The following is a 22,192-nucleotide window of genomic DNA, read 5'->3' as shown; positions in this document are numbered from 1 at the left end:
AGTCGCAGTCATCCCAAGCTCTATATTGCAAAATAGCTCAAATGGCCGGGTCGCCCCCACTGCGGGCGACCCGGCCATTTATTAAATCAACCCAAAATGCTGCATCGCTGTGACGGTGCCGTCGTGTGCGACGTCGTCGGTCACGTAGTCGGCGATCGCCTTGACCTCGGGCATGGCGTTGCCCATGGCGACAACCGTCTCGACGGCGGCGAGCATGCCCAGGTCGTTGCCCGAATCGCCAAAGCCAAAGGTGCGCTCGTTGCCAGCGCGACCCAGATACGCCAGCGCCCGCGCCAGGCCCACGCCCTTGTCGATGCCCTTGGGGCTCAACTCGCGATTTGTTTGCTGGGCTCACTTGGAAGAGCGGCGGTAAACGCATCTCCCGGTTAATCCGGCACCGCCGAAGCGAACCCCACACACGCCCTCCGGCAAGCGGCACGCGCCCGTCAACGCAAAGGTCCGGCGGGACGCACCTAGCATCCCGCCGGACCGCCACTCGTCCAGGAGGCCGCCGCGACGAGCCCCTAGATCTTCGCAAGCTCCTCGGAGATGACGCGGCAGACGTCCTCAGCCTGAGGCATCACGCCGTACATCTCGAAGAAGCCGTGGTCGCAGCCGCGATAGCGAATCGCGGTGACGTCAACGCCCGCATCCTGCAGCCTCTTCGCGAATAGCTCGTCCTGATAGCGCAGGTAGTCATACTCGGAAGAGATGATGACCGTGCGGGGGAACGCGCTCACGTCCTCCGCGAACAGGGCAGACACCCTCGGGTCGAGCATCTCCTCCGCATTGCCGTTGGTATACATCATTGGCAGGTCGTCGTTGGCGTTGCGGATGCGATCCACCCTGCTCAGAGCCTCGGCCCTCTGGTCGTTCACGATCTCATAGAGGTCATAGGACCATTCCTCCGGAACAGGGCCGCCGTCGACGAGCGGATACAGCTCGGCCACGAGCTTGATCCTGTCCGCATGGGACCCGTCGAGGACGACGGCGTTGGTCAGGCTTCCGCCCGCGGAGTCGCCAGCCACGGCGACCCGCGTCGCGTCGACACCCAGCTCATCCGCATGCTCGACAAGCCAGTCGAGCGTCTTCACGCAGTCCTCGACACCACCGGGGAACATCGTCTCGGGAGACAAGCGGTACTCCGGGTAGATCGCGACGCAGCCCGTTCGCTCCGCGATGTCGCGCAGGCAGTTCTCGTACTGGCCAATGTTGCCCACCATGAAGCCGCCGCCGTGGATGAACACGAGCGCGGCGGAGCCGCACCCGTGGCCCTCGGGCGTGAAGACGTGCAGGGGAATGCCCCTGTCGCCAAAGTTCATGACGACGGTCTTCTTGGCGACGTTCGAGCCCCTCACGACATGGGTCTCCTTGTTGGGAGCGGAGCGCCACGCGATCACGTCCACCGGCCCCGCCGGCGCCGGGCCGGCGGCGAGCTTCGCATGGGCGCGCGCGTAGACGCGCGGATCGAGCACGCGCTCGCGCTCGTCTCCCGGCACGGGCTTCAGCAGGAGCTTCAGCCCGTTGGGCTCCACGACCTCCCTAGATCCACGCTCAAGCACTTCAAGCTCGGAAGTGGGGTACTTCCTCTCCTCGGTGCCCATGGCTAGCCGATCTTCAGCTCGTCAAGCTTGGCGTCAAGCTTGGCCATCTCATCGGCGGAAAGCTCCCACTCGAACGTCTCGCAGTTCTGAATCGCGTGGGCGTCCGTGCGCACGCCAACGAGCGCGGTGCCCACGTACTCCTTCTGGGTGCTCCAGTTCACGGCGACCTGTGCCACGGGCTTGTCATGAGCCTCGGCGATCTCGTCCATGACCTTGAGCAGCTCCTGGACGCGCGAGAACTTGGGCTCCTGGAAGTAGTCGTAGAAGCCGCCACGAACATCGCCCTCCTCGAACTTCGGCAGCTCGCGGAACTTGCCCGACAGGATGCCCGCGCCAAGGGAGCCATAGGTGAAGGAGTCGATGCCACGCTCGTAGCCCCACTTGATAAGGTCCTCGGAGGAGCGGTCGACCATGGAGTAGGGCGGCTGCTGGACGTCGACCTGAGCGACCTTCTCGCACTCCTCGATCATCTCGGTCGTGAAGTTGGAGACGCCGATGTGGCGAATCTTGCCTTGCTCCTTGAGGAGCTGGAGGGCGCACATCGTCTCGGAGAACGGGGTCTTGGCGTCGGGCCAGTGCACGAAGTAGAAGTCGATGTAGTCGGTGCGGAGATTGCGCAGCGAGCTCTCGACCTCCCTCATGATGTTCTTGAACGAAGAGTCGCGGTCATAGCCGGCGGCGCTGGTGATCAGGCCAACCTTGGTCGAGAGCAGGTAGCTCTCTCGGTCGACGCCCCTGAGCGCGTTGCCGACGACCTTCTCGGACGCGCCGTTGCCATAGCACGGCGCGGTGTCAATGAGGTTGACGCCGTGATCGAGCATGGTGCGGATGGCGGACATGCTGGCGGCGTCATCGTTCTCACCAAAGGAGTCGCCGCCGATCGCCCAGGTGCCCACGGCGAGCTGGGAGACGTCAACGTCGGAGTTCTTGAGGTGCGTGTAGCGCATATTCTCTCCTTCTAATGGGGCAGCACGCGTCGAATGTCCTCGATCGCGTGCCGCCAGGAATTGCCTTGAACAGGCTTCGGATGATCCGGAAACCGCCTTACACGATGCCCACGAGGCCGAGGACGAGCGCCAGAACCATGATGCCGACCAGGATGATGTTGACGTTCACGTTCTTCTTGCGCAGGAGCCAGAGGACGACGAGCGTAAGTCCCAGAGGCACGATGCCCTTGAAGATCGAGTCGAGGTAGGTCTGGATCATGACGGGGTCGGAGTCCTGAACCGGAATGGACAGGATCGTGTTGAATTGGACGTTCGCCGCGGTCATGGCGCCGATCATCACCAGGCCGATCGTGGAGGTCGCCTTGGTGATGAGCTTCATGAGACCACCCTCGTACATCTCGGAGATGAAGTTGGTGCCCATGCTGAAGCCGAGGTAGGTCATGAAGTATCGGCAGAGGATCGACGGGATGTTGTAGATCAGCAGGAACATGATCGCGCCGAGGGGCGAGCCGCTCATGGCGAGGTTAATGCCGATGCCGGCGGCGATAACACGCAGGACGCCCCAGAAGATTGCGTCGCCGATGCCGGACATCGGGCCCATCAGGGAGACCTTGATACCGTCGATGGACTCGGTGTCGAAGTCTTCGTGCTGCGAGTTCTCCCTCTCCATGGAGGCGACGAGGCCCATGGCGAACGTGCCGACGTTCTGGGTAATGTTGTACCAAGTCGTGTGACGCTTCATGGCGTCGGCACGAGCCTCGGGGTCATCGGCGTAGTAGCGGTTAAGCGCGGGCTGGACGGAGTACAGCCAGCCGTCGGCGCCAGCCTTGACGGAACCGCCGGCGCAGGAAGCGAACACGGAGAAGGAGCGCAGGAAAATGCTGTTGAGCATCTTCTTGTCTTCAGGGCTCACATTCTTGGTCAGGTTGCTCATGCGAAGAAATCCTCCTCGTCGCTGGTTACAGAGTCGCCGGAAACGGCCTGGGTGGCCACTCCCTTCTTGGTGAGATCGAAGATCTCCTTGTCGCGGAGGGCGGAGGCAACCGCGATGATGACACCGAGAACTGCGATGGCGATCATCGGGAGGCCGAGGTACTGGTAGAGCGTAAAGCCCAAGAAGAAGTAGATGCTGAGCTCGGTGCTCCACAGCATCTGGAGCAGGAGCGCCATACCAACGGCGGGCAGGAGGGCACCCACGGCGTTGAGGCCGCTCATGACATTGGCCGGAATCTGGTTGACAATGGCGGCAACGGGCTCGGCGCCAAGGTAAACGCCGAGGAAGGCGATGAGGCCAAAGGCGGCGTACTTAACGAACCAGAGAACGAAGTGCTGAAGCGCGAGGCCCTTCTCGTTGCCCTCGGCGGCCATCTTGTCAAAGGTGGCTGCGAAGAACGCGAGGAACACGTTGTTCATGAAGATCGAGAGAAATGCGGTGACGACGCCCACGGGAACGGCCAGTGTGATGGCGGCACCCTGGTCGATACCAGCGCCAACGGTGAAGGCGACGGCGAGGGCGGTCGCGGTAACAGGCTCGGCGGAGATAGCGCCACCAATGTTAACCGCGCCCATGAAGATCGCCTCGAGAGAGGCACCGATGATGACACCGGTCTTGACGTCGCCCATCAGGAGGCCCGCAACGAGACCTACCACGAGAGGACGCTCGATCATGCACTGACCGAGAACCCAGTTGCCGCCGTAGCAAATCAGCACGGTCAACCAGGCCATTATTGCCAACCCAACCATTTGACTTCCTTTCTTTCATTTCATTTGGCCGCCTGGCCAAATCCCCTTATTTCCCCGCCGCCTCGATCAGACTCTTGAGAGGAGTCTTGGGATTGGACGGGATAAGCTGATGGAAAACCGGAATACCCTGCTCGCAAAGCTCCTTCGCGGCCTCGAGCTCATCCGGGTTGAGCATGATCGTGGAGTTGAGGGCGACCTTGCTATCCGGATCGGACTTGTCGAAGCGGCCGACGTTGGCAACGTTCACGCCCTCAATCTTGCCCGGCGCGCCCTTAACGAGCTCAAGCACGTCACGCACGCAGTTGGTGAGCGCGAAGATGCGCATGGAGTCCGCGCGCGGATCGTTCGCGATGCGGCAGGCATCCGGAACGTCCTTGACGAGGAGTTTCTGGCCCGCCGGCGTACCCATGGAAAGCGTCATGCGAAGGGCGTCGCTCTCCACGGCGTGCTTGTTGGCGACGATGATCCTGGTGGTGTTGAGCTCCTTGGTCCACACCAGGGCGACCTGTCCGTGAATCAGACGGTCATCGACTCGAACCTGAACAATCATTGCTTCCTCTCTCTACTTGTTAGTACTCTCTAATCAAAGAAGTCTCCCTCGGACTCCTCGTTGTCCGCGGCCTTGCTCGGAGGCTCGACGACCTGCATCGTCGCCCTCGCCAGCTCGACGCTCTGCTTGATCGAATCTGCCGTGACCGGCTCGGCGCCGAGGAGCGTCTCGATCACGAGGCCGAGGTTCATACCGGTGACGTGGACGATCCCGCGCTTCTCCGGCTCCATAAGGACGACCTTCTGGAAGACGGAACCACCGTAGATGTCGGTGAAGATGATGGCCTCGTCCTCAGGGCCCACCGAGTCAATAAAGGCCTGGATGCGAGGGGTGAAATCGGAGTCGTCCACGTAGCAGTCAACTGCCTCCACCATGTCCGCCATGCCGGTCAGGATTCCGATCGAGCTCCTGATTCCGCTTGCGAGGTGGCCGTGCGACGCGACAAGAACTTTCTTCATCGAGTCTCTCCTAGAGCGAATAGTGGTTGGGGTTCAGAAGCTGGATCTTGCTGACGACGAACGCGCGCATGTCGGGGGCGGCGTCCATCAGGAGGCCTATGCCGTTGCCGTCGTTCTTACCGGAGTTGATGTCCTTCTCGAAGGCGCGGTACATGGAACGGAAGTACTCCGTGGCGATGTTGAACTTACTCATGCCGAGGTTCACGGCCTCCTGGAGCTGCTCGTCGGGGATGTCGGAGCATCCGTGCATGACGAGGGGGACGCTGACGGCCTCCCTGCAGGCCTTGATGCGCTCCATGTCGAGGTTCGGGACCTTGACATAGGGGCCGTGGGCATTGCCGACGGCGATGGCGAGCGAGCCGCAACCGGTGCCCTCGACAAACTCCTCGGCGAGGTTCGGGTCGGTGTAGTGGTCGCTGTTCACGAAGTCGTTGGCGTCAGAGCCGTTGCCGACATGGCCGAGCTCGGCCTCGATGTCGACGTCGAAGATCTTGGCGACCTGGACGACGTCCTTCGTGAGCTGGAAGTTCTCCTCATAGGGAAGTGAGGAGCCGTCGACCATGACGGATGGGAAGCCGGCCTTGACGCCCTTGACGGCGATCTCGTAACCAGCGGAGTGATCCTGGTGGACGGCGACGGGCACGCTCGCGCGCTCGGCGTAATAGCGGGCGGCGAAGGCGATGATGTCGAGGGCGCAGTGGCCCTCGAAGCCAGGCCAGTACTGGATGATGATGGGCATGTGCTCATCCTCGGCGGCCTGGATCGCATAACGGATGGTCTCCGTATTGATGACGTTAATCGCGGGCACGCCATAGTGGTGCTCGGTCGCATGTTGAAGAAGCTCGTTGACCTTGATGAGTGACATCTTTGTCTTCCTTTCACCTGAATAATCATTGGATCGGACAGTTCTCAGCTCGTCAGCTGGTTGAACACGAAGCGAAGCGCGAGGCAGGCAGGCGCTTGCGAGGCGCGGTGGAGCCTATGCGGCCGCCTGGCCCTCAGGCTGCGGCGCCGCGCTTCGACGCCATAGCACGTACGCCACAAGAGCAGCGACTGCAGCAATCGTTGAAGCGAGGGCGAAGGCCAGGAAACCCGCGTGCGTGCCGAGCGCATCGCACGCCCAACCGCCAAACAGGTTCGCAACCACGACGGACAGACCGCTCTGGACCATCGCGAAGGCGCTCTGACCTCGAGCGCGACAATCCTCGTAAGTGTGGTTGGCAATGTAGGTAACGCAGGAGTAGTAGACGGTCATGTAACTCACGCTCTGCAGCAGCTGGCCGCAGACCATGACCGGGACGATGCCGGTGCCCACAAGCACGAGCCTGAGCGCCGCCATGAAGCAGGAAAAGATCAGGAGGTTCATCTCGCCGAAGCGCCTGACCAGCTTGGAGGAAACGAGCAGGATGGGGATCTCGCTCGCAGCGGAGACCGCACTCAGGACGCCCACGAGGTTCTGACCCTCGCCAAGCTCGACCGCGTAGCGGCCCAAGAACGCCCCGATGAAGCCAATCGCGGCCGAACTGATGAAGGCGAAGACCAAGACGAAGGCGATCTCATTGCTGGTGAACAGCGAGAGGAGGCCCTTTCCGTGGGAGACCTTGGGATCGTCCGCGGCATTGGCGCGAATTCCCGCCTCGGGGAGGCGCCACATGTGAGCCGCGAAGACCACCAGCGCGGCGGAGACCACCGTGAACTGGATTTGAGGAGCCATGTCGAGCAGCCGACCGACGATCAGGACGACGATGGCATAGCCGATAGTGCCACCCATGCGAATGCGAGAAAAGTCCAGGCCAGAGCGATCCGCGAGCTCGATGACGAGGGAGTCGCTCAGGGGCAGGAGCCCCGAGAAAAACGCCGAGAATGCAAAGGTTACGAGAAGGACCGGGACGAACGTCGACGCCAGGTAATACAGCGGAGCGAGTACCGCCGCCGCAAGGCAGAGGGCCACGATGACCGCGCGGCGGCGCCCGAGCTTGTCGGCGATCGTCGACCAGAGCGGCTGGATGGCGAGCGCACACACCGGGGTCGCCGCGAGGAGAATGCCGGTCTGGGCCGCGCTGAGGCCGAGGCTCGTGTAGTGAGCGGAGAGAAACGGCGAGTACACGCCCGCGCAGACCCAGTAGAGTACGTTCGCGAAGAACAGCGAAGTCATGCTTGCGTTTGTCTTGGCGTTGTGCATCGTGCTTCTCCCTTCTTGCTCGCCGGGTGCCTGTCTGGGCTTCGAAGTGATTCACCATCTAGCGTGAAACGGAGTTGCGAGGCGTTGAAACAATGTTCTGTTGTTTCATCGTTTTCGTGCCGTTGTTTCACGGCTCATAAGATAGCGGCTCAAGCTGAGATTGCGCCGAGGAAGTACCGATTTACCGTGAACGGTAGGAAATCAGCGGTGAAACGCTATTTCACCGCTGATGAAACATTTTGCCTATTTTTCACCTCTCTTGACCTAAGATACAAAGCAAGCTAGGACCAAGGAGTAACCATGGATAAGACAGGGGATGTGCTCAGCCACATCTGCGCGGTCATGAGCAGCCTATCCCCCTCGGAGAAGGCAATCGCAACGTATGTGCTCGACCACCCGTCGGATGTCGCAACGATGACCGTCCGCGAACTCGCCGCAGAAACCGGTACGTCACCGGCGTCTGTTTCGAGATTCGCAAGGACGCTTGACTACCGAACCTATTCGGACATGCGTCTGGCGCTCGGCATATCCATCAGCAGGGCATCCGGCGAAGAAAAGGCCACGGACGGCAGGATTACTCTGGACGACGTCGAGGGCTCCATCAAGTACGTCCTGTCTCACAAGGTCAAGGAGCTCTCCCAAACCGCCTCGCTCATTGACTCCGATGACTTTTCGGCAGTCGTCAATCTGCTCCACAACGCCAACCTCGTCCTGATCGCGGGCGTCGGCAACTCGATTAACATGGGCGTAAACGCGGCGTTCAAGCTCTCGCAGGTTGGAGTCAGAGCGTTTTGCCCCAGTACCACCGAAGCCATGGTCTCCGTCGCAACCAGCCTCAAGGAGAATGACGTTCTACTCGTCATTTCGACGTCCGGATACTCGAAGCGTCTCGTCAACATATTCGACTCTGCCGAGGATTCGAACACCCCCATCATCATGATCACAGACAACCCGGATACGCCGCTCGCGAAGCGTGCCACGCATATCATCCGAGCCATCTCGCGAGATCAGGCCATCACCGGAACCGAGATCGCCTTCTCGCACAGCTCGATCAACTTCGTCATCGAGCTGCTGTTCCTCTTCCTGACCTCTTGCTGGGATGACCCGGTAGAGTTTAACAGGATCATCTCGAAGAATCTCATGGGAGACAAGCAATACAGCTAGGACGACGCACGCCGGCGCACCGATGCCCAGACCGAAACGGGAGGACCCCTTGATAAAGCTCATCCTCGCAGACATGGATGGGACCCTGTTGCCGTTTGGCTCAAGGGTCGTATCGGAGCGCACGCACAGCGCGATTCTTTCGGCGCTCGATGCGGGCATCGCGTTCGGCCCCGCAAGCGGGCGCGACTACGCCGACCTGGCCGATGCCTTTGACGGCGACGCGCGCTGTTTCTCGACCGGCATCATGGCCAACGGAAAGAAGGTCTTCTCCAGCGGCGAACTCGTGTTCAAAAAGACGCTCTCGACGGAGGCCCTCGTCAAGCTCGATAGCGCTGTACGCCCCTACGCGGGGACGTCACTCTGGCTAGTCGCCGATGTCGATGAGACAGGCAAGCGCTGCGAGCAGTTCCTCTGCGCCGTCGAGCCTGGCGACGAATTCGCCCTGGAAGTCGTTAAGGACTCCGGAAGAGACATGGCGCTCGGAGACGTGCCCACGAACCGTGACGTCATAACCGCCGGCATCTTCGTCAACGTCAGCTCCGCCCCGACGGAAGTCGTTCGGAGTCGATGCAAGGAAGCCTGCCCAGAACTTGATTTCCCCTCGCCCGTCCCATTCTTCCTCGATGTTGTTCCGGCTGGCTGGAGCAAGGTAAACGGACTCGACGCGCTTCTCAGCAGCCTTGGGGTCACGCTGGACGAGGTCGCTTTTATCGGAGACTCGGAAAACGACGTGACGCTCCTCGAAAAGGTGCCGAACTCCTACGCAGTCGCGGGCGCGATGCCAGAGGCGAAGGCCGCGGCCCATCACCTGATCGGGAACGCAGCCGAGGACTCCGTCGCGAAGCTCATCGAACAGATTGTCCAGCAGCGAGTCTAGGGTTCCGCCAGCGTGGCATGCGCCGCGTGCCTCGTCATCCGTTCGTGGCGCGCTACCTCGTGACGATCCAGAGCGTGGCCATCGTCGCGACGCCGATGCCTACGATGAGCGCGGCCCACAGGACGCGGACCACGGGGTTCATGTCGCCCGTCACCACCATGTCGTTCGCGTGCCAGAACCAGCTCTCGTTTCCCTTGCGCATGATGCACTCCCTTAGCCTCGATTACGCCATCTATGGCCGAGCAATCGCAGGTCACGTGCCATAGATTTGCCCTACGCCCAGCTTTCAGTTCTGTAAGGCGGCGGGAGCCTGTGCGAGGCCCCGAGTCCTGAGGCCGTTGCAATGAAAATGGGAATCAAGGGGCACGCATCAATCATATGGGTTCCTTTCGAGGGCGATGGCAAACGAAGCATCCATCATATAATGGAGCGACGCAACCAGAGAGGTCACCCATGGAATTTTATGCAAGCTGCCCGGAGGGCTTTGAATCCGCACTCGCCGACGAGCTCAAGCGGCTCGGGCTTTCGCATGTCCGCCGCCTGAAGGGCCGCGCTACGTTTGAGGGCGAGCTCGAAGAAGGCTACCGCGCCTGTCTGTGGTCGCGCCTGGCCAGCCGCGTGTTTGTGGTGCTTGGGCGCTTTGAGGCGCAGGATGCCGATGCGTTGTACGATGCCGTTTACGACATTGCCTGGGAAAACATCGTCCGCTGCGGCGCCACCATTGCCATCACTGCCCGTGGTGTGACCGAGCAGCTGCGCAACACGCGCTTCTCTGCCCTGCGCGCCAAGGACGCATTGTGCGATCGCCTGGCCGAGACCACAGGCCGTCGCGCCGATGTCGATGCTGCCGATCCCGACGTCCACCTGCTGCTTTCGCTGCGTCAGCGCCGCGCGAGCATCAGCCTGGACCTTTCGGGCGACCCGCTGTTCAAGCGCCTGCCGCCCGCCGCGACCCGCGCCGGCGAGGGCACACACGTGCTGCGCCCCGACTACGCCGCCCTGGTGCTGGCGCAGGTCGGCTGGACCGCGATGTGCGAGCGCGAGCTAACGGCCGACGACTACGAAAACGAGGCCCTGCCCACGCTGATCGACGCCTCGTGCGCCGGCGGCGGCCTGCTGCTGGAGGCCGTGAACATTCTGACCGACCGCGCCCCGGGCGCCGCACGCGAGCGCTGGGGCTTTGAGGGCTGGCAGCTGCACGATGCCGCCCTATGGGAGCAGCTGCTTGCCGAGGCGCGCGAGCGCGAGGCGGCGGCGCGCGAGCGCCAGGCGCGCATCGTGGCCGTGGACATCGACCCCGCCGCCCGCAAGACCGCCGAGCGCATGGTCAAGTGCGCCGGCTACAAGCGCTTTGTCGATTTTTGCGCCGCTAAGCCCGCCACCGTGCTGGACCATGCGGGTGCTGTCGCCGGCGTTGCCGTGGTCGCAGACACCACCGAGACGCCGCTTTCGCTCATGCACGACGCCATGACGCTGGTCGGCGAGCTGCGCCGCGCGCCCGAGCTCGCTACCGCACCGGTCGCCGCGCTCACTCGCGACGGCCTTATGGCCCGCGCGCTCCATGCCGAGCCCGCGCGCTCCATCGCCGTCATGCCCAATAACGAGGAGGCGGCTATTGAGGTTTGGCCCTCGCTCGACCACGCCGCCGCGACATTCGAAGCTGCGACCAGCGCAGATGCCGAGGAGCAGACCGCGGATGCCCAAGACGAAACCGCCAACGTCCCCATGCCCGAGCCTGCCGCCATGCTCGACCTGGGCGACGGCAAGCCGCTGCCCGTGCTCATCCCCGAGTCCGAGCAGTTCGCCAACCGCCTGCGCAAGAATGCCCGTCTGCGCCGCAAGTGGGCCAGGCGCGAGGGCGTGAGCTGCTACCGCGTCTACGATGCCGACCTGCCCGACTACTCCGCCGCTATCGACCTGTACGAGGGTTGCCCGCAGACGCCGGGCCGCTGGCTCGTCATCGCCGAATACGCCGCGCCCAAGACCATCGACCCCGCACTGGCCCAGGCCCGTATGCTCGACATTCTGGCCATCGCGCCGCGCATCCTAGATGTTCCCGCCGAGCATGTGCACGCCAAGGCCCGCATGCGTTCGCGCGGCGGCTCGCAGTACGGCAAGCAGGGCGCCGGCAAGGGCGCATCGGGCGAGCGCGCCAATATCGCGCGTCGTCGCCTGCCGCTCATCGAAGAGGGCGGCCTCACCTTTGCCGTCAACTTTGACGACTACCTGGACGTCGGCATCTTCTTGGACCACCGCGTCACCCGCAACCTGGTGCGCGAGCACGCCAAGCAGGCGCGCCGCTTCCTCAATCTGTTTGCCTACACCGGCACTGCCACCTGCTACGCGGCCGATGGCGGCGTCGAGGAAACCGTGACGGTCGACCTCTCCAATACCTATCTGGACTGGGCCGAGCGCAACATGCGCCAGAACGGCTTTGTGGGGCCTCAGCATCATTTTGTGCGCGACGACGTGCTCGCCTGGATTCGCGACCAGCGCCAGACGCGCAACCGCTGGGACCTGATCTTTGTCGACCCGCCCACGTTCTCGAACTCCTCCAAGATGGGCCGCCGCACCTGGGATGTCCAGCGCGACCATGTTGAGCTTTTGGCTGGCGTATCGCGCCTGCTCGCGCAGGGCGGCCATGCCATCTTTAGCTGCAACCTGCGCGGCTTCCGCCCCGAAACGCGCAAGCTCGCCCGCGCGGGCGTGGTGCTGGAGGACATTACGGCGCAGACCATCCCCGAGGACTTCGCGCGCAACCAGAAGGTGCACCACTGCTACATCGTGCGCCGCCTGCCCATCGAGGACGCCATGGCCGAAGTCGGCTTTAGCGCCGAGGAAATTGCCGAGCGCGTCGAGGAACTACGCAACCCCGAGGCCCGCAAGCCCCGTGCGGCAGTACCCGCGCACGCGCAGACCGGCAACGGCAAGTCCAACTTTGCCGGCAAACCCTCCCCCGCCGGCAAACCTAAAAAGAAAAAGTTCTACGCCAGCAAGCCCAAGGACAAGTAAACAAAGTTGCGGTGGAATACGGACTGTTTTGCCTAGAATGAGGCAAAGTTAGGCCGTATTTCACCGCAACTCATATTGGGATGGTGGTTGGCGATCTAGCCTTGGATGACCAATCGGTAACCAATACCCACGTGCGTCTGGATATAGCGCGGATGCGCGGGGTCGGACTCGATCTTCTTACGCAACGTGCCCATAAAGACACGCAGGCTCGCCAGGTCGCTCTTGGTCGCCGTACCCCAAATCTCGTGCAAAATTAACTGGTGCGTCAGCACCTTGTCGGCATTATGGGCCAGCAGGCATAGCAGTTTGTACTCGATCGGCGTCAGATGCAGTTCCTCGCCATCCATCGTGGCGATGCCGGCATCAAAATCGATATGCAGCTCACCGGTATCGAACGAGCCCTCGGAGACAACGCCGCCCGTTTGCGCATACGAAAGGCGCCTGAGCGTCGTGCGAATGCGCGCGAGCAGTTCCTCGACCGAAAACGGCTTGGTCAGATAGTCGTCGGCACCGGCATCGAGCGCGCGGATTTTGTCCGCATCCTCGCTGCGCGCCGAGACCACGATAATCGGCATGCCCGACCATGCGCGCACCGACTCCACCACCTTGACGCCGTCCATATCGGGCAGGCCCAGATCGAGCAGTACTATGCTCGGCGCCTGCGACGAGGCGGCGGCGATGGCGGCATGTGCGGTCTCCACGGCCATATGGCGCAAGCCGTGCGCCTCGAGCGCGGCGACGATAAGGTTGCGGACGGCGGGATCGTCCTCAACGACCAAGATGAGCGGTTTCACGGCAGAGTTCGGCACGGCGCTACTCCTTATCAAACGAAACATCGGCGGCGGGAAGCTCAATCGTAAAGACCGAGCCGTGCGGGTCCGCCGCGGCAACCTCTATGCTACCGCCATGCGCCAACGCAATGGAGCGGCAGAGCGAAAGACCCAGGCCCACGCTGCGATGGCTGTCGGCCAAACCGTGGTTGGCGGTATAGAACGACTCAAAGATACGCTCGCGGTCCTCGGATGCGATGCCCGGACCATCATCGGCCACCGAGCACGCCACACGTCCATCGTCGACGCTAATCGAAATCATGATATGCGAGCCTGCGGGCGTATAGGTGATGGCGTTGTTCACCAGATTGACCACCAGCTGCACCATCAGGCGCGCGTCGACGTTGACGAGCGCCGGCTCATCGCACGCCACCACCTTAAGGTCGTGCTCGCGCACGGCCGGATTTACGTGGCGCAGTGCCTCCTCGACGATATCGTCCATGAGCTCGAGCGTGGTCGACAGGCGCATACCGCCACCCTCGAGCTTGGTGATGGCGAGCAGATTCTCGACGGTGGCGTTGAGCCACAGCGCATCCGAGCGAATGGATAGAAGCAGGCCGCGGCGCGTCTGGGCATCGAGCACGGCGGTGCCGGTCGAGCCCTGATCGAGCAGCACGTCGGCATTACCCGAAATACTGGTAAGCGGCGTGCGCAGATCGTGCGAAATGGAGCGCAGCAGGTTGGCGCGCAGCTGTTCGTTTTTGGCGAGCACCGCCGCCTCCTCGCGGGCCTCCATGGCGCGGGCGCGGTCGAGCGCCAGCTCGCCTTCGCTCACGATGGCATCGGCAAGTGTCCGCTCCTCATGCGTCAGCACGTCGGGCTCGGCAACGATAGCCAGCACGCCCACCACCGAGGCGGGGTCGCCCGAGCGGACGAAGCCGTCGCCCGTGCGAACCGTCAGGTAGATGCCATAAAACGCCGAGCCGCCATAGGTGGCATCGAGCGGCGTTCCCACATAGGCGGACGCCGAGAGCCGCGGCGGCATCTGCGGCGCCAGTTCATGCACCGGCGCGGCATCGCCCACAGCCGTGTATGTCGCGCGCGGCAGCAGGTCATCGCCCTCGGCGTCGGCGCTGTACCACACGACCGGACAGCCCGAAAGACGCGCCAGCTGCGTTGCCATGGCATGGACAATCTGCTGCTGACCGGCGCACCGCTGCAGCATACGGTTGGTCTCGAGCACCATATGCGTGCGGCGGTCACTGGCGGCAGCCTGTGCCAAGGCGCGGCGCAGGGCCAACGCAATCGAGCTCGACACGAGCGAGACCACAAACATGATGAAGAACATGCCGGGATAGACGCGGTCGATAAGCGACAGCGAGTAGCGCGGATCGACAAACAAGAAGTTGTAGAGCGCCACGGCGGCAGCCGAGCTCAGCAAGCAATACAGGCGACTCCAGGTAAAGAATGCGCACAGCTGAACGGCGAACACATAGACGATCATGATGCTCGGCGCGAGACCCGGATGGTCGAGCAGCGCACCCACAATCGTCGCCGCGACCAACAGCCCCACCGATACGCAAGCGTCATACAGAGGAGTGCGGCGCGTCAGCGTTGTGCGCCGCCACCAAAAGCTATCGGCAATATCGCCGTCCGTACGGACGTCCATCAGCGCCCCGCCCCTCTCTCAAAAACAAAAACCACCACAAAGGAACAGGCACCTTTGTGGTGGTTTCCCTTGTGGTGGTTCCAAGTGTATAGCCTTTGCAACCGGCGGTCGCTAGACAAACAGCACGTGCGCGAGCAGGGCACACACGCACACCGCTCCAAATACCAGTGCCACGATCGAAATTACGCGATCGGCCATATCCATGTTGGCACGGTTCGTCAAAAACCGATCTTCGGCGGCGTCGGCGCGCGCCTCACGCACCAGCTCGGCAACCACCTCGCGGCCATCGAGCGCCTTTGTATCCATGTTTGCCTCCCCGGTCTCAATCTTGTCCATCGAAAACCAACTCCGTGCAACCTGTCGGCGCCTACGGGCGCTCGTTGGGGGCTAGGCGATGCATCTTGTTCACGGCCTTGAACTTGGTGAACAGCGGCACGTACTCAAAGCTCACGTTGGAGTTCTCCAGGCCGTACCAGCGTGCAGGCGTGCCGGCGGCGCGACGAATGATGTACTTGAGCGTGATGGCCGTGCGCTCGCTCGGCTCCACATCGCTTTCGGGCGCCAGAAGCTTACGGATCAGGACGAACTTGAACGTACCGATGTTGCCCGGATCCTTGTAGACCGAGTAATCATGCGTCTGCGCCGGCAGCTCGCCGGTGGCAGCCAGGTCCTGAACGACCTGACGCAGGTAGGCATTGACGCGCTGGTTGATCTTGTAGCCCAGGTACAGATGCACGCGGAACACATAGTCGGTGCCGAACGTCTCGACCGAATAGGCAAAGGTATGCGGCTCGTCCATGGTCTCGACATTCACAAACCACCAGGCGCGGGCGCGCTTGGGATGCTTGTCCAGAATCGAGTAGACGATGTCGCGGTCGATGTAATCGGTATGGGTGTCCTTGGTCAGGTACACGATGTTGTCGCTCAGGCGCTCGTAGCGATCGTCATCGCGCAGGCGCTTGAGCTGCGGCAGGTAGCTGCGCAGCGGCAGCAGCGTAAACTGGCGCTGCTCAACAGCCGTACCGTTGTACCAGCACACCATGATACCCATGATGAGCGCGGCCATGAGGATGGTGAAATAGCCGCCGTGGAAGAACTTGGTGAGCGAGCTCACGAAGAAGAAGCCTTCGAGCAAAAGGAAGAAGGCCGCGAAGATCCACGGCGCGACCTTGAGCTTGCGCTCCTCGTGCAGGTAGAAGAAGAGCAGCAGCGTGGTGCACATCATAGTCAGCGTAATGGCAAGGCCGTAGGCGGCTTCCATATGCGCCGAGTTCTGGAACAGCAGCACCACGATGACGCAGCCCACGAGCATGACGTTGTTGACCATGGGGATGTAGAGCTGGCCTTTGGTCTCGGCAGGGTAGAAGACCTGCATGTGCGGCATGAGGTCCAGACGGCTGGCCTCGGACACCAGCGAGAATGCGCCGGTAATGAGCGCCTGCGAGGCAATGATGGCCGCAACGGTGGAAAGGCCGACGGCAAACGGACGCAGGCCCGGGGCGAGCATCTGGTAGAACGGGTTGAGATCGGCAATGCCCATGAGCTCGGGGTTGGCAGCGTTGTTCATAAGCCAAGCGCCCTGGCCCATATAGGAAAGCAGCAGGCAGCACTTAACGAACGGCCAGGTAGCGTAGATGTTGCCGCGGCCGACGTGGCCCATGTCGGAGTAGAGCGCCTCGGCACCGGTGGTGGCGAGGAAGCAGCTGCCCAGAATCATGATGCCCGCATGGTTGTTGGGGCTCAGCAAAAAGGCGATGCCGCGCACCGGGTTGAGGCACAGCAGCACGGCGGGGTGCTGGAGGACAAAGAACAGACCCGTACCGCCCAAGAACAGGAACCACAGCGTCATGATGGGGCCAAAGGCGTGACCGATCTTGGCCGTACCGATGCGCTGCACCAAGAAGAGCACGATGATGATGGCGAGCGTAATGGCGACGACGCGACCCTGGTCATCGCCCAGCACGGCATGGACCGCCGGGATGGTGCGCAGGCCCTCGATGGCCGTGGTAACGGTAACGGCCGGCGTCAGGATACCGTCGGCGAGCAGCGCGGCGCCACCCAGCATGGCGGGGATGATAAGCCACTTGCCGCAACGCTTGACCAGGCTGTACAGGGCAAAGATACCGCCCTCGCCGTGGTTGTCGGCGCGCAGCGAGATGAGCACATACTTGATGGTGGTCAGCAACGTGACCGTCCACACGACAAGGGAGAGCGCGCCGAGCACGAACTCCTCCGTGACGCTTCCGATGCCGCCGTTGCCGGCAACGAGCGCCTTGGTTACATACATGGGGCTGGTGCCGATATCGCCGTACACCACGCCCAGCGTGACGAGCATCGCCGAGATGCTCACAGGAATCGCAGCGTGCGAGGCTGCCTCCTTGGCCTTTTGTTCCATAAGCCGGTTTCCTCCCAACTTTAATGTTCGAAGGGATTATAGGTAATCGGCCCATGTTTTAATGCACTGTTTTCCCAGCTAGATAAAGATTTATACAGTCTTTAGGCCACCGCGGCGATATGGAATGTGACAAAGGGACGCCCCCTTTGTCACATTCGTCATTTTCCGAGCCAGTTTTTGAACCACCACTCCATAGAGCGGCTCATCTCGGCCATAAAGGGGCTCGTGTGCTTACGGGTGTAGATGTCGATGACACGCTCGCCCACCTCGCGGGCGTGCGGGCGAAACATCGCATCCATCTCGGCCACCTGCGCATCCATCGTCGCGGCGTCGGCGCGACAATAACGCTCCTCGTGCACCAGGTTCACCACGGGATGCGCGATTGCCGGGCGCTCCTTACGGGGCGTGCCGATGATGAGCATCGACAGCGGCATGGTATAGGGAGGCAAGTCCAGCAGTGCGGCAACTTCCTCAGCATTCTCGACGATATCACCGATGTAGCAGCTCCCCAGCCCCAGGGCCTCGGCGGCAACCACGGCGTTTTGCGCAGCGATCACGGCATCCTGCGCCGCGATGGCAAAGTCGCCCAAACCCGGCGCGCGGCGGGGCGCCTTGCCCGTGCGTTCGACAAACTCGGGTTCAAAGCAGCCCACGTGCTCAAACAGATCGATCCACTTGGCATAATCGACCACAAATATAAGTGCCCAGGGCGCCTTGGCGATCATGGGCTGGTGATCGCACAGGTCGGCCAGACGGTCCAGCGTAGCCTGCTCGCGAATGCTCACGATGGAATACATCATCATGGCGCCCGCCGACGGCGCGCGACTCGCCGCATGCAAGATCGCCGCCCGCTGCTCGTCGGTCACCGCCACGGGACGGTCGTTGTCATCGCGCGCAAAGGCACGCGTAGACGAGCGATGCTCCAAAATGTCCAGCGCCGCATTGCCCGTAGTCTCGACCGGATAGCCGTACGTATCCACGACCGCAGCTCCGTCGCCGCCCATGTCCGCTTTGCAAACCTGCTCGCTCATCGCCCTACCCTCGCCATTTCTTTAAGAAGCCTTTACGTTTCCGTGTAATTCCCGTCCATTATCGCGCAGGTCGCCACTACATTGCGCCACACCGCCACACGTGCGCGTTAATATGGCTGGTTGTTGTGCGCAGCCACCAATTGCTGCGCATATCTTGGTAACAATCGGGTAAATCCCCGCTTTCGTAGGTTTTAAGTTTGTGAGGAGTCTCAGCATGTTCGCTGCCGCCATCTCGCTCGTCGGTCTTGCGGCGACCGTCTACCTTGTCTTGCGCGAGGCCAAGGCCATTTGCGCAAAGTCGGGCACCGTTGCCAAAAGCGCTCTTGGATGGAGCGTCGCCTTCGGCCTGTTCCAGCTCTTTTTGACCATTTGGGGCGCCATTGGCCTCGTCGCCCAAAACGAGCCGCTCGCCTTTGTGATGCTCATCCTGACCAACGCCATCCTCACCGGCTGCGCTTGGGCCAGCATCGCCCGCGACCGCATCGCCCCGCGCGTCTTTGCGTTCGCCTCGGCCGACGCCTCCGCCCCCACCGGCAAGCTCGCCCGCCTGCGCGGTGCCTTTGTGGGCCGCCCGCTCGTCGCCGCCGTCTTGTGCCTGCTGCTCGCCGGCGTCTTTGCGCTGCTGGGCATGGAGGTCTCGTCCAACCACGACTTTACCTGGGTCTACCCCCTGTGCATCCTGCTCGAGTGGGCCATCATCACCGTGCTCATGACCGGCTTGTTCTTCCTATTCCAGCGCCACGGCGCAGCTCCCGCGGTCCTGGCCTTTGCCCTCTTTGTCCTGGGCATTGCCGAGTTCTTCGTCATCACGTTTAAATCCATGCCCATCCAGCCGGGCGACCTTTCGGCCATCTCCACCGCCGCCGCGGTCGCCGGCAACGGCTACACCTTCTCGATCTCGCTGTTCTGCGTGCTGTCCATGGGCTTTACCGCCATCGCCATGCTGCTGTGCGAGTACGCCGGCCTGGTGGCACCGCACCGTCAGAAGGGCGCCGCCAACGCCAAGCGCATGCTGCTCACCAACCTGCTCGTGGCAGTGCTGTGCCTGGGCGGCGTGACCGCGCATGTCACGCTCATCGACTACTACAACACTCTCGGCATCACCGTCTACACCTGGCGCCCGCTCGAGAGCTACTGGCGCGAGGGCTATCTGCCTGCCTTTATTAGTGCAGCACAGTCCATCAAGCCGCCCAAACCCGCCGACTACTCCGTCGACGATGCCAAGGCCACGCTCAAAAAATACGCCAAGGCCTACGACAAGTTCGACGCGGCCAAGAGCGACGAGCGCGCCGCCGCAAAGGAGCAATTCGACAGCGAGAAGCCCACGGTCATCGCCATCATGAACGAGACCTTCTCGGACCTGTCCATCTACCAGAACATGCGCGCCGGCTACGAGGGCCCGCAGTACTTTAAGAACCTTTCCAACTGTCTCAGCCGCGGCAAGCTCTATGTGAGCGCCTACGGCGGCGGCACGGCCAATACCGAGTTTGAGTTTATGACCGGCAACTCCATGGCCAACCTGGGTTCGGGCGTGTACCCCTACACCATCTACAACATGGAGACGACCGGGAACCTGGCAGAGCAGTTCAAATCGCTCGGCTATTCCACCACGGCCATGCACCCCAACCACGCCACCAACTGGAACCGCGAGAACGTCTATAAGGACTTTGGCTTTGACCAGTTCCTGTCCATCAACGATTTCCAAGGCGCCGATACCCTGCGCGGCATGGTGACCGACCAGGCGACCTACGACAAGATTCTTGAGCTGCTCGACCAGAACGCCGATCCGCAGTTTATCTTCGACGTGACCATGCAGAACCACTCGGGCTACGACACGGGCCTGCTGCCGGTCGACAAGCAGATGCACCTGAACATCGACACGACCGACCTGGACGCCAAGACCGTCGAGGACGGCACGCTCTCCGATGTCGACGAGTATGTCTCGTGCATCGAGCAGTCCGACCAGGCGCTGCGCTACTTCCTTAACGCCTTGAGCAGGCTTGACCGCAAGGTGGTCGTGGTGTTCTGGGGCGACCATCAGCCGTTCTTCCCGTCCAAGTTCAATGACAAGTGGTTTACCAACGAGGACGACGCCACGCACCAGGAGCGTCTGTGGCAGACCGACTACATCATCTGGGCCAACTACGACGTTGCCGGCTGCGACCAGACAAGCGAGGTCGACGACTTGTCCACCAACTACCTGTCCACGCAGCTTATGCAGTTGATCGGCGCACCGCTGTCCGACTACCAGAAGGCGCACATGACGCTGCGCAAGTCGCTGCCCGCCATCAACTCGGTCGGCTACGAGGACGCCAGCCTGCGCTGGGCGCTCTCCTCCAACGTCACCGGTGACGACGCCGCTGCCGCAGCCGCCACCAAGGCGCGCGAGGATTACGCCAAGATGCAGTATTACGAGATGTTCCGCGACGGCAAGAACGTGTATACCGAGCACTTCCAGACCGAGGCCAACGAGACCGACCCCAACCTGGCACCGGGCACGACGAAGATCAAGTAGCGGGTCGCTCATAACTGAAACGTCTGTCCGGGCGGAGGCATATAAGGTTCCCTGCTCGGACAGTCCTGCGCAAGACGGAGGCCACATTAAGTGGCCTTCTTTGTATTCGGAAAGTGTGTCCCGGAATCTGCCTTCGGAATGGGACGCAGTTTCCGCTTGAGGGCCTGTTGGGAAAGCGCATCCCACTTCAAGAGTAAATTCCGGGTCGCACTTTCCGCTAAGGCTCTCAACCGGAAAGTGCATCCCATTCCAAGCCTTAATTCCGGGACATAGTTTCCGGACAAGACATCAACCGGAAAGTGGGGACCACTCTGAGCGCCGATTCTGGGACACACTTTCCGAAACACCGCCCATCCGGAAAGCCCGTCCCACTCCGAATACATCCAGGCATAAAATCATCAGCTTATTAGGCCTTCTATCAATAAAGAGACACCCTCCCGAGCGGCGGGCTCGAAGTTCATCGCGAGTTCCGCACGCAAAGAAGGCCACTTAATGTGGCCTTCGTCTTGCGCAGGACTGTAGAGCAGGGAACTTCGTGCCAGCCGCCCGGGAGGGCGTTGCGTTTAGAAGATGGACCTAGTACTTATCCCTCCGGGACAAAAGTAGCGCGGCTATAAAAGCGATGCTGGCAAGAGTTAGCAAAACTAAAAGCAACGTGAGCGTGTTGTCGCCCGTTGCCGCCAGACCAAGCAAGCCGGGCTTCTTGCTGTCAGCAGACTGCACGGGAATCTTCTCGCCATCGTCCTCGGCGGTAATCTCCCAGCGAATGGTCTTGTTTGCGTCGGCAAGCTCGTTGCCCACCGACGTCGGAACGCTTAGCTGCAGATTAAGCACCGTGCTGTCATCGCTCGTAAACGTGGCGATTTGCGTGGGATAGGCGAACACGCTGCCCGGTGTTCCTGTCTGGAGCCAACCTGCAGAGGCATCGCCCACAGTCGCCGTTAAGGTGATGGGCGATAGCAGATGTGCCGTCTCGTGATCGACAACAGCCCGCACAAACACACGTACCTGGGACTTTACACCCGTGGTACGAACCCCAATCTGTTGCTCGCGTACATCGCCGGGCATTAGATCTTTAAAGGCTGGAAACAGATCGGGCTCCCCCGAGGAGTCCGTCGCTCCCGATACCGTTAGCTGGCGTGCATTTCCGTCATAGGCAATCGTGGGAACGTCAGCAAACGCACGTGCAGGAACGGCAAGCGCGATAAGGCAGACGATTGCCGCCATCACGCAGCGCAAGGAACACACAACGTCTTTACGAATCGGAGAAGCCAT

General features: G+C 61.8%; 19 protein-coding genes and 1 pseudogene. 4 read left to right on the top strand and 16 right to left on the bottom strand.

Translation table 11 applies throughout. The features are described from left to right. Positions 1-81: 81 nt before the first annotated feature. The 9 genes and pseudogenes from DWV58_RS06285 to DWV58_RS06245 all read right to left on the bottom strand — a co-directional run. Positions 82-333 (bottom strand): annotated as a pseudogene (locus tag DWV58_RS06285) (HAD family hydrolase); the annotation flags it as partial. A gap of 191 nt (positions 334-524) precedes the next feature. Continuing rightward, positions 525-1,604 carry an alpha/beta hydrolase gene (locus tag DWV58_RS06280; RefSeq protein ID WP_117776547.1) on the bottom strand — a complete coding sequence of 360 codons (1,080 nt, stop codon included), beginning with the start codon at positions 1,602-1,604 and terminating at the stop codon, positions 525-527. Positions 1,605-1,606: 2 nt separating this feature from the next. Next, on the bottom strand, positions 1,607-2,551 hold the full coding sequence (locus DWV58_RS06275; protein WP_117635572.1) for an aldo/keto reductase: 945 nt from the start codon (positions 2,549-2,551) through the stop codon (positions 1,607-1,609). A gap of 97 nt (positions 2,552-2,648) precedes the next feature. Further along, a complete protein-coding gene (locus DWV58_RS06270; RefSeq protein ID WP_117635573.1) occupies positions 2,649-3,485 on the bottom strand; it encodes a PTS system mannose/fructose/sorbose family transporter subunit IID in 837 nt (278 codons plus the stop codon). Continuing rightward, positions 3,482-4,276: a PTS sugar transporter subunit IIC gene (locus tag DWV58_RS06265; RefSeq protein WP_199408662.1), complete on the bottom strand. Its 795-nt coding sequence runs from the start codon at positions 4,274-4,276 to the stop codon at positions 3,482-3,484. Before DWV58_RS06265 ends, DWV58_RS06270 begins: the two co-directional genes overlap by 4 nt. Positions 4,277-4,340: 64 nt before the next feature. Next, a complete protein-coding gene (locus DWV58_RS06260; RefSeq protein WP_117635575.1) occupies positions 4,341-4,844 on the bottom strand; it encodes a PTS sugar transporter subunit IIB in 504 nt (167 codons plus the stop codon). Positions 4,845-4,873: 29 nt separating this feature from the next. Then, entirely contained in the window at positions 4,874-5,302 is a 429-nt protein-coding gene (locus DWV58_RS06255; RefSeq protein ID WP_117635576.1) for a PTS sugar transporter subunit IIA, read from the bottom strand. 10 nt (positions 5,303-5,312) lie between these two features. Continuing rightward, positions 5,313-6,167, bottom strand: a complete 855-nt coding sequence (locus DWV58_RS06250; RefSeq protein ID WP_117776546.1) for a class II fructose-bisphosphate aldolase — start codon at positions 6,165-6,167, stop codon at positions 5,313-5,315. A 114-nt stretch (positions 6,168-6,281) separates the two neighbouring features. Then, on the bottom strand, positions 6,282-7,457 hold the full coding sequence (locus tag DWV58_RS06245; RefSeq protein ID WP_158565742.1) for an MFS transporter: 1,176 nt from the start codon (positions 7,455-7,457) through the stop codon (positions 6,282-6,284). Between the two features lie 327 nt (positions 7,458-7,784). On the opposite strand from DWV58_RS06245, the gene DWV58_RS06240 reads away from it, so the two are divergent. Both DWV58_RS06240 and DWV58_RS06235 read left to right on the top strand, forming a co-directional pair. Continuing rightward, on the top strand, positions 7,785-8,648 hold the full coding sequence (locus DWV58_RS06240) for a MurR/RpiR family transcriptional regulator (protein ID WP_117635579.1): 864 nt from the start codon (positions 7,785-7,787) through the stop codon (positions 8,646-8,648). Between the two features lie 49 nt (positions 8,649-8,697). Further along, positions 8,698-9,525 carry an HAD hydrolase family protein gene (locus DWV58_RS06235; protein ID WP_158564536.1) on the top strand — a complete coding sequence of 276 codons (828 nt, stop codon included), beginning with the start codon at positions 8,698-8,700 and terminating at the stop codon, positions 9,523-9,525. A 52-nt stretch (positions 9,526-9,577) separates the two neighbouring features. Here the strand turns inward: DWV58_RS06235 and DWV58_RS09860 are convergent, their stop codons facing one another. After that, entirely contained in the window at positions 9,578-9,727 is a 150-nt protein-coding gene (locus tag DWV58_RS09860) for a hypothetical protein (protein WP_158549343.1), read from the bottom strand. 251 nt (positions 9,728-9,978) lie between these two features. On the opposite strand from DWV58_RS09860, the gene rlmKL reads away from it, so the two are divergent. Then, positions 9,979-12,537, top strand: coding sequence for a bifunctional 23S rRNA (guanine(2069)-N(7))-methyltransferase RlmK/23S rRNA (guanine(2445)-N(2))-methyltransferase RlmL (rlmKL, locus tag DWV58_RS06230; protein ID WP_117776544.1), 2,559 nt, complete (start codon positions 9,979-9,981; stop codon positions 12,535-12,537). Positions 12,538-12,632: 95 nt separating this feature from the next. On the opposite strand, the gene DWV58_RS06225 is transcribed toward rlmKL, so the two are convergent. The 5 genes from DWV58_RS06225 to DWV58_RS06205 form a co-directional block, all read right to left on the bottom strand. Further along, positions 12,633-13,346, bottom strand: coding sequence for a response regulator (locus DWV58_RS06225; RefSeq protein WP_233540529.1), 714 nt, complete (start codon positions 13,344-13,346; stop codon positions 12,633-12,635). A 4-nt stretch (positions 13,347-13,350) separates the two neighbouring features. After that, the gene (locus DWV58_RS06220) at positions 13,351-14,976 is read right to left on the bottom strand and encodes an ATP-binding protein (RefSeq protein ID WP_117776542.1); all 1,626 of its coding nucleotides are present in this window, start codon (positions 14,974-14,976) and stop codon (positions 13,351-13,353) included. A 111-nt stretch (positions 14,977-15,087) separates the two neighbouring features. Next, the gene (locus DWV58_RS06215; protein ID WP_158564535.1) at positions 15,088-15,282 is read right to left on the bottom strand and encodes a hypothetical protein; all 195 of its coding nucleotides are present in this window, start codon (positions 15,280-15,282) and stop codon (positions 15,088-15,090) included. Positions 15,283-15,343: 61 nt separating this feature from the next. Further along, a complete protein-coding gene (locus tag DWV58_RS06210; RefSeq protein WP_117776540.1) occupies positions 15,344-17,371 on the bottom strand; it encodes a KUP/HAK/KT family potassium transporter in 2,028 nt (675 codons plus the stop codon). A gap of 158 nt (positions 17,372-17,529) precedes the next feature. Next, entirely contained in the window at positions 17,530-18,402 is an 873-nt protein-coding gene (locus tag DWV58_RS06205) for a nitroreductase family protein (protein ID WP_117776539.1), read from the bottom strand. A 214-nt stretch (positions 18,403-18,616) separates the two neighbouring features. Here DWV58_RS06205 and DWV58_RS06200 point away from each other — a divergent pair, with 214 nt between their 5' ends. Further along, entirely contained in the window at positions 18,617-20,917 is a 2,301-nt protein-coding gene (locus DWV58_RS06200; protein WP_117776538.1) for an LTA synthase family protein, read from the top strand. A gap of 576 nt (positions 20,918-21,493) precedes the next feature. Here the strand turns inward: DWV58_RS06200 and DWV58_RS06195 are convergent. Next, positions 21,494-22,192, bottom strand: a complete 699-nt coding sequence (locus tag DWV58_RS06195; protein ID WP_117582959.1) for a hypothetical protein — start codon at positions 22,190-22,192, stop codon at positions 21,494-21,496.

It is taken from the genome of Collinsella sp. AF11-11, assembly GCF_003465485.1.
Classification (GTDB): domain Bacteria; phylum Actinomycetota; class Coriobacteriia; order Coriobacteriales; family Coriobacteriaceae; genus Collinsella.
The sequence above is the reverse complement of the archived record's forward strand: the minus strand, read 5'-3'. Positions and strand labels throughout refer to the sequence as shown.

Bases quoted from the DNA above. Each gene is read 5' to 3' on its own strand.
- DWV58_RS06205 (WP_117776539.1), bottom strand. From the start codon at position 18,402: ATGAGCGAGCAGGTTTGCAAAGCGGACATGGGCGGCGACGGAGCTGCG.
- DWV58_RS06240 (WP_117635579.1), top strand. From the start codon at position 7,785: ATGGATAAGACAGGGGATGTGCTCAGCCACATCTGCGCGGTCATGAGC.
- DWV58_RS06265 (WP_199408662.1), bottom strand. From the start codon at position 4,276: ATGGCCTGGTTGACCGTGCTGATTTGCTACGGCGGCAACTGGGTTCTC.
- DWV58_RS06195 (WP_117582959.1), bottom strand. From the start codon at position 22,192: ATGGCTTCTCCGATTCGTAAAGACGTTGTGTGTTCCTTGCGCTGCGTG.
- DWV58_RS06245 (WP_158565742.1), bottom strand. From the start codon at position 7,457: ATGACTTCGCTGTTCTTCGCGAACGTACTCTACTGGGTCTGCGCGGGC.
- DWV58_RS06215 (WP_158564535.1), bottom strand. From the start codon at position 15,282: ATGGATACAAAGGCGCTCGATGGCCGCGAGGTGGTTGCCGAGCTGGTG.
- DWV58_RS06200 (WP_117776538.1), top strand. From the start codon at position 18,617: ATGTTCGCTGCCGCCATCTCGCTCGTCGGTCTTGCGGCGACCGTCTAC.
- DWV58_RS06260 (WP_117635575.1), bottom strand. From the start codon at position 4,844: ATGATTGTTCAGGTTCGAGTCGATGACCGTCTGATTCACGGACAGGTC.
- DWV58_RS09860 (WP_158549343.1), bottom strand. From the start codon at position 9,727: ATGCGCAAGGGAAACGAGAGCTGGTTCTGGCACGCGAACGACATGGTG.
- DWV58_RS06270 (WP_117635573.1), bottom strand. From the start codon at position 3,485: ATGAGCAACCTGACCAAGAATGTGAGCCCTGAAGACAAGAAGATGCTC.
- DWV58_RS06210 (WP_117776540.1), bottom strand. From the start codon at position 17,371: ATGGAACAAAAGGCCAAGGAGGCAGCCTCGCACGCTGCGATTCCTGTG.
- DWV58_RS06220 (WP_117776542.1), bottom strand. From the start codon at position 14,976: ATGGACGTCCGTACGGACGGCGATATTGCCGATAGCTTTTGGTGGCGG.
- DWV58_RS06250 (WP_117776546.1), bottom strand. From the start codon at position 6,167: ATGTCACTCATCAAGGTCAACGAGCTTCTTCAACATGCGACCGAGCAC.
- rlmKL (WP_117776544.1), top strand. From the start codon at position 9,979: ATGGAATTTTATGCAAGCTGCCCGGAGGGCTTTGAATCCGCACTCGCC.
- DWV58_RS06280 (WP_117776547.1), bottom strand. From the start codon at position 1,604: ATGGGCACCGAGGAGAGGAAGTACCCCACTTCCGAGCTTGAAGTGCTT.
- DWV58_RS06255 (WP_117635576.1), bottom strand. From the start codon at position 5,302: ATGAAGAAAGTTCTTGTCGCGTCGCACGGCCACCTCGCAAGCGGAATC.
- DWV58_RS06275 (WP_117635572.1), bottom strand. From the start codon at position 2,551: ATGCGCTACACGCACCTCAAGAACTCCGACGTTGACGTCTCCCAGCTC.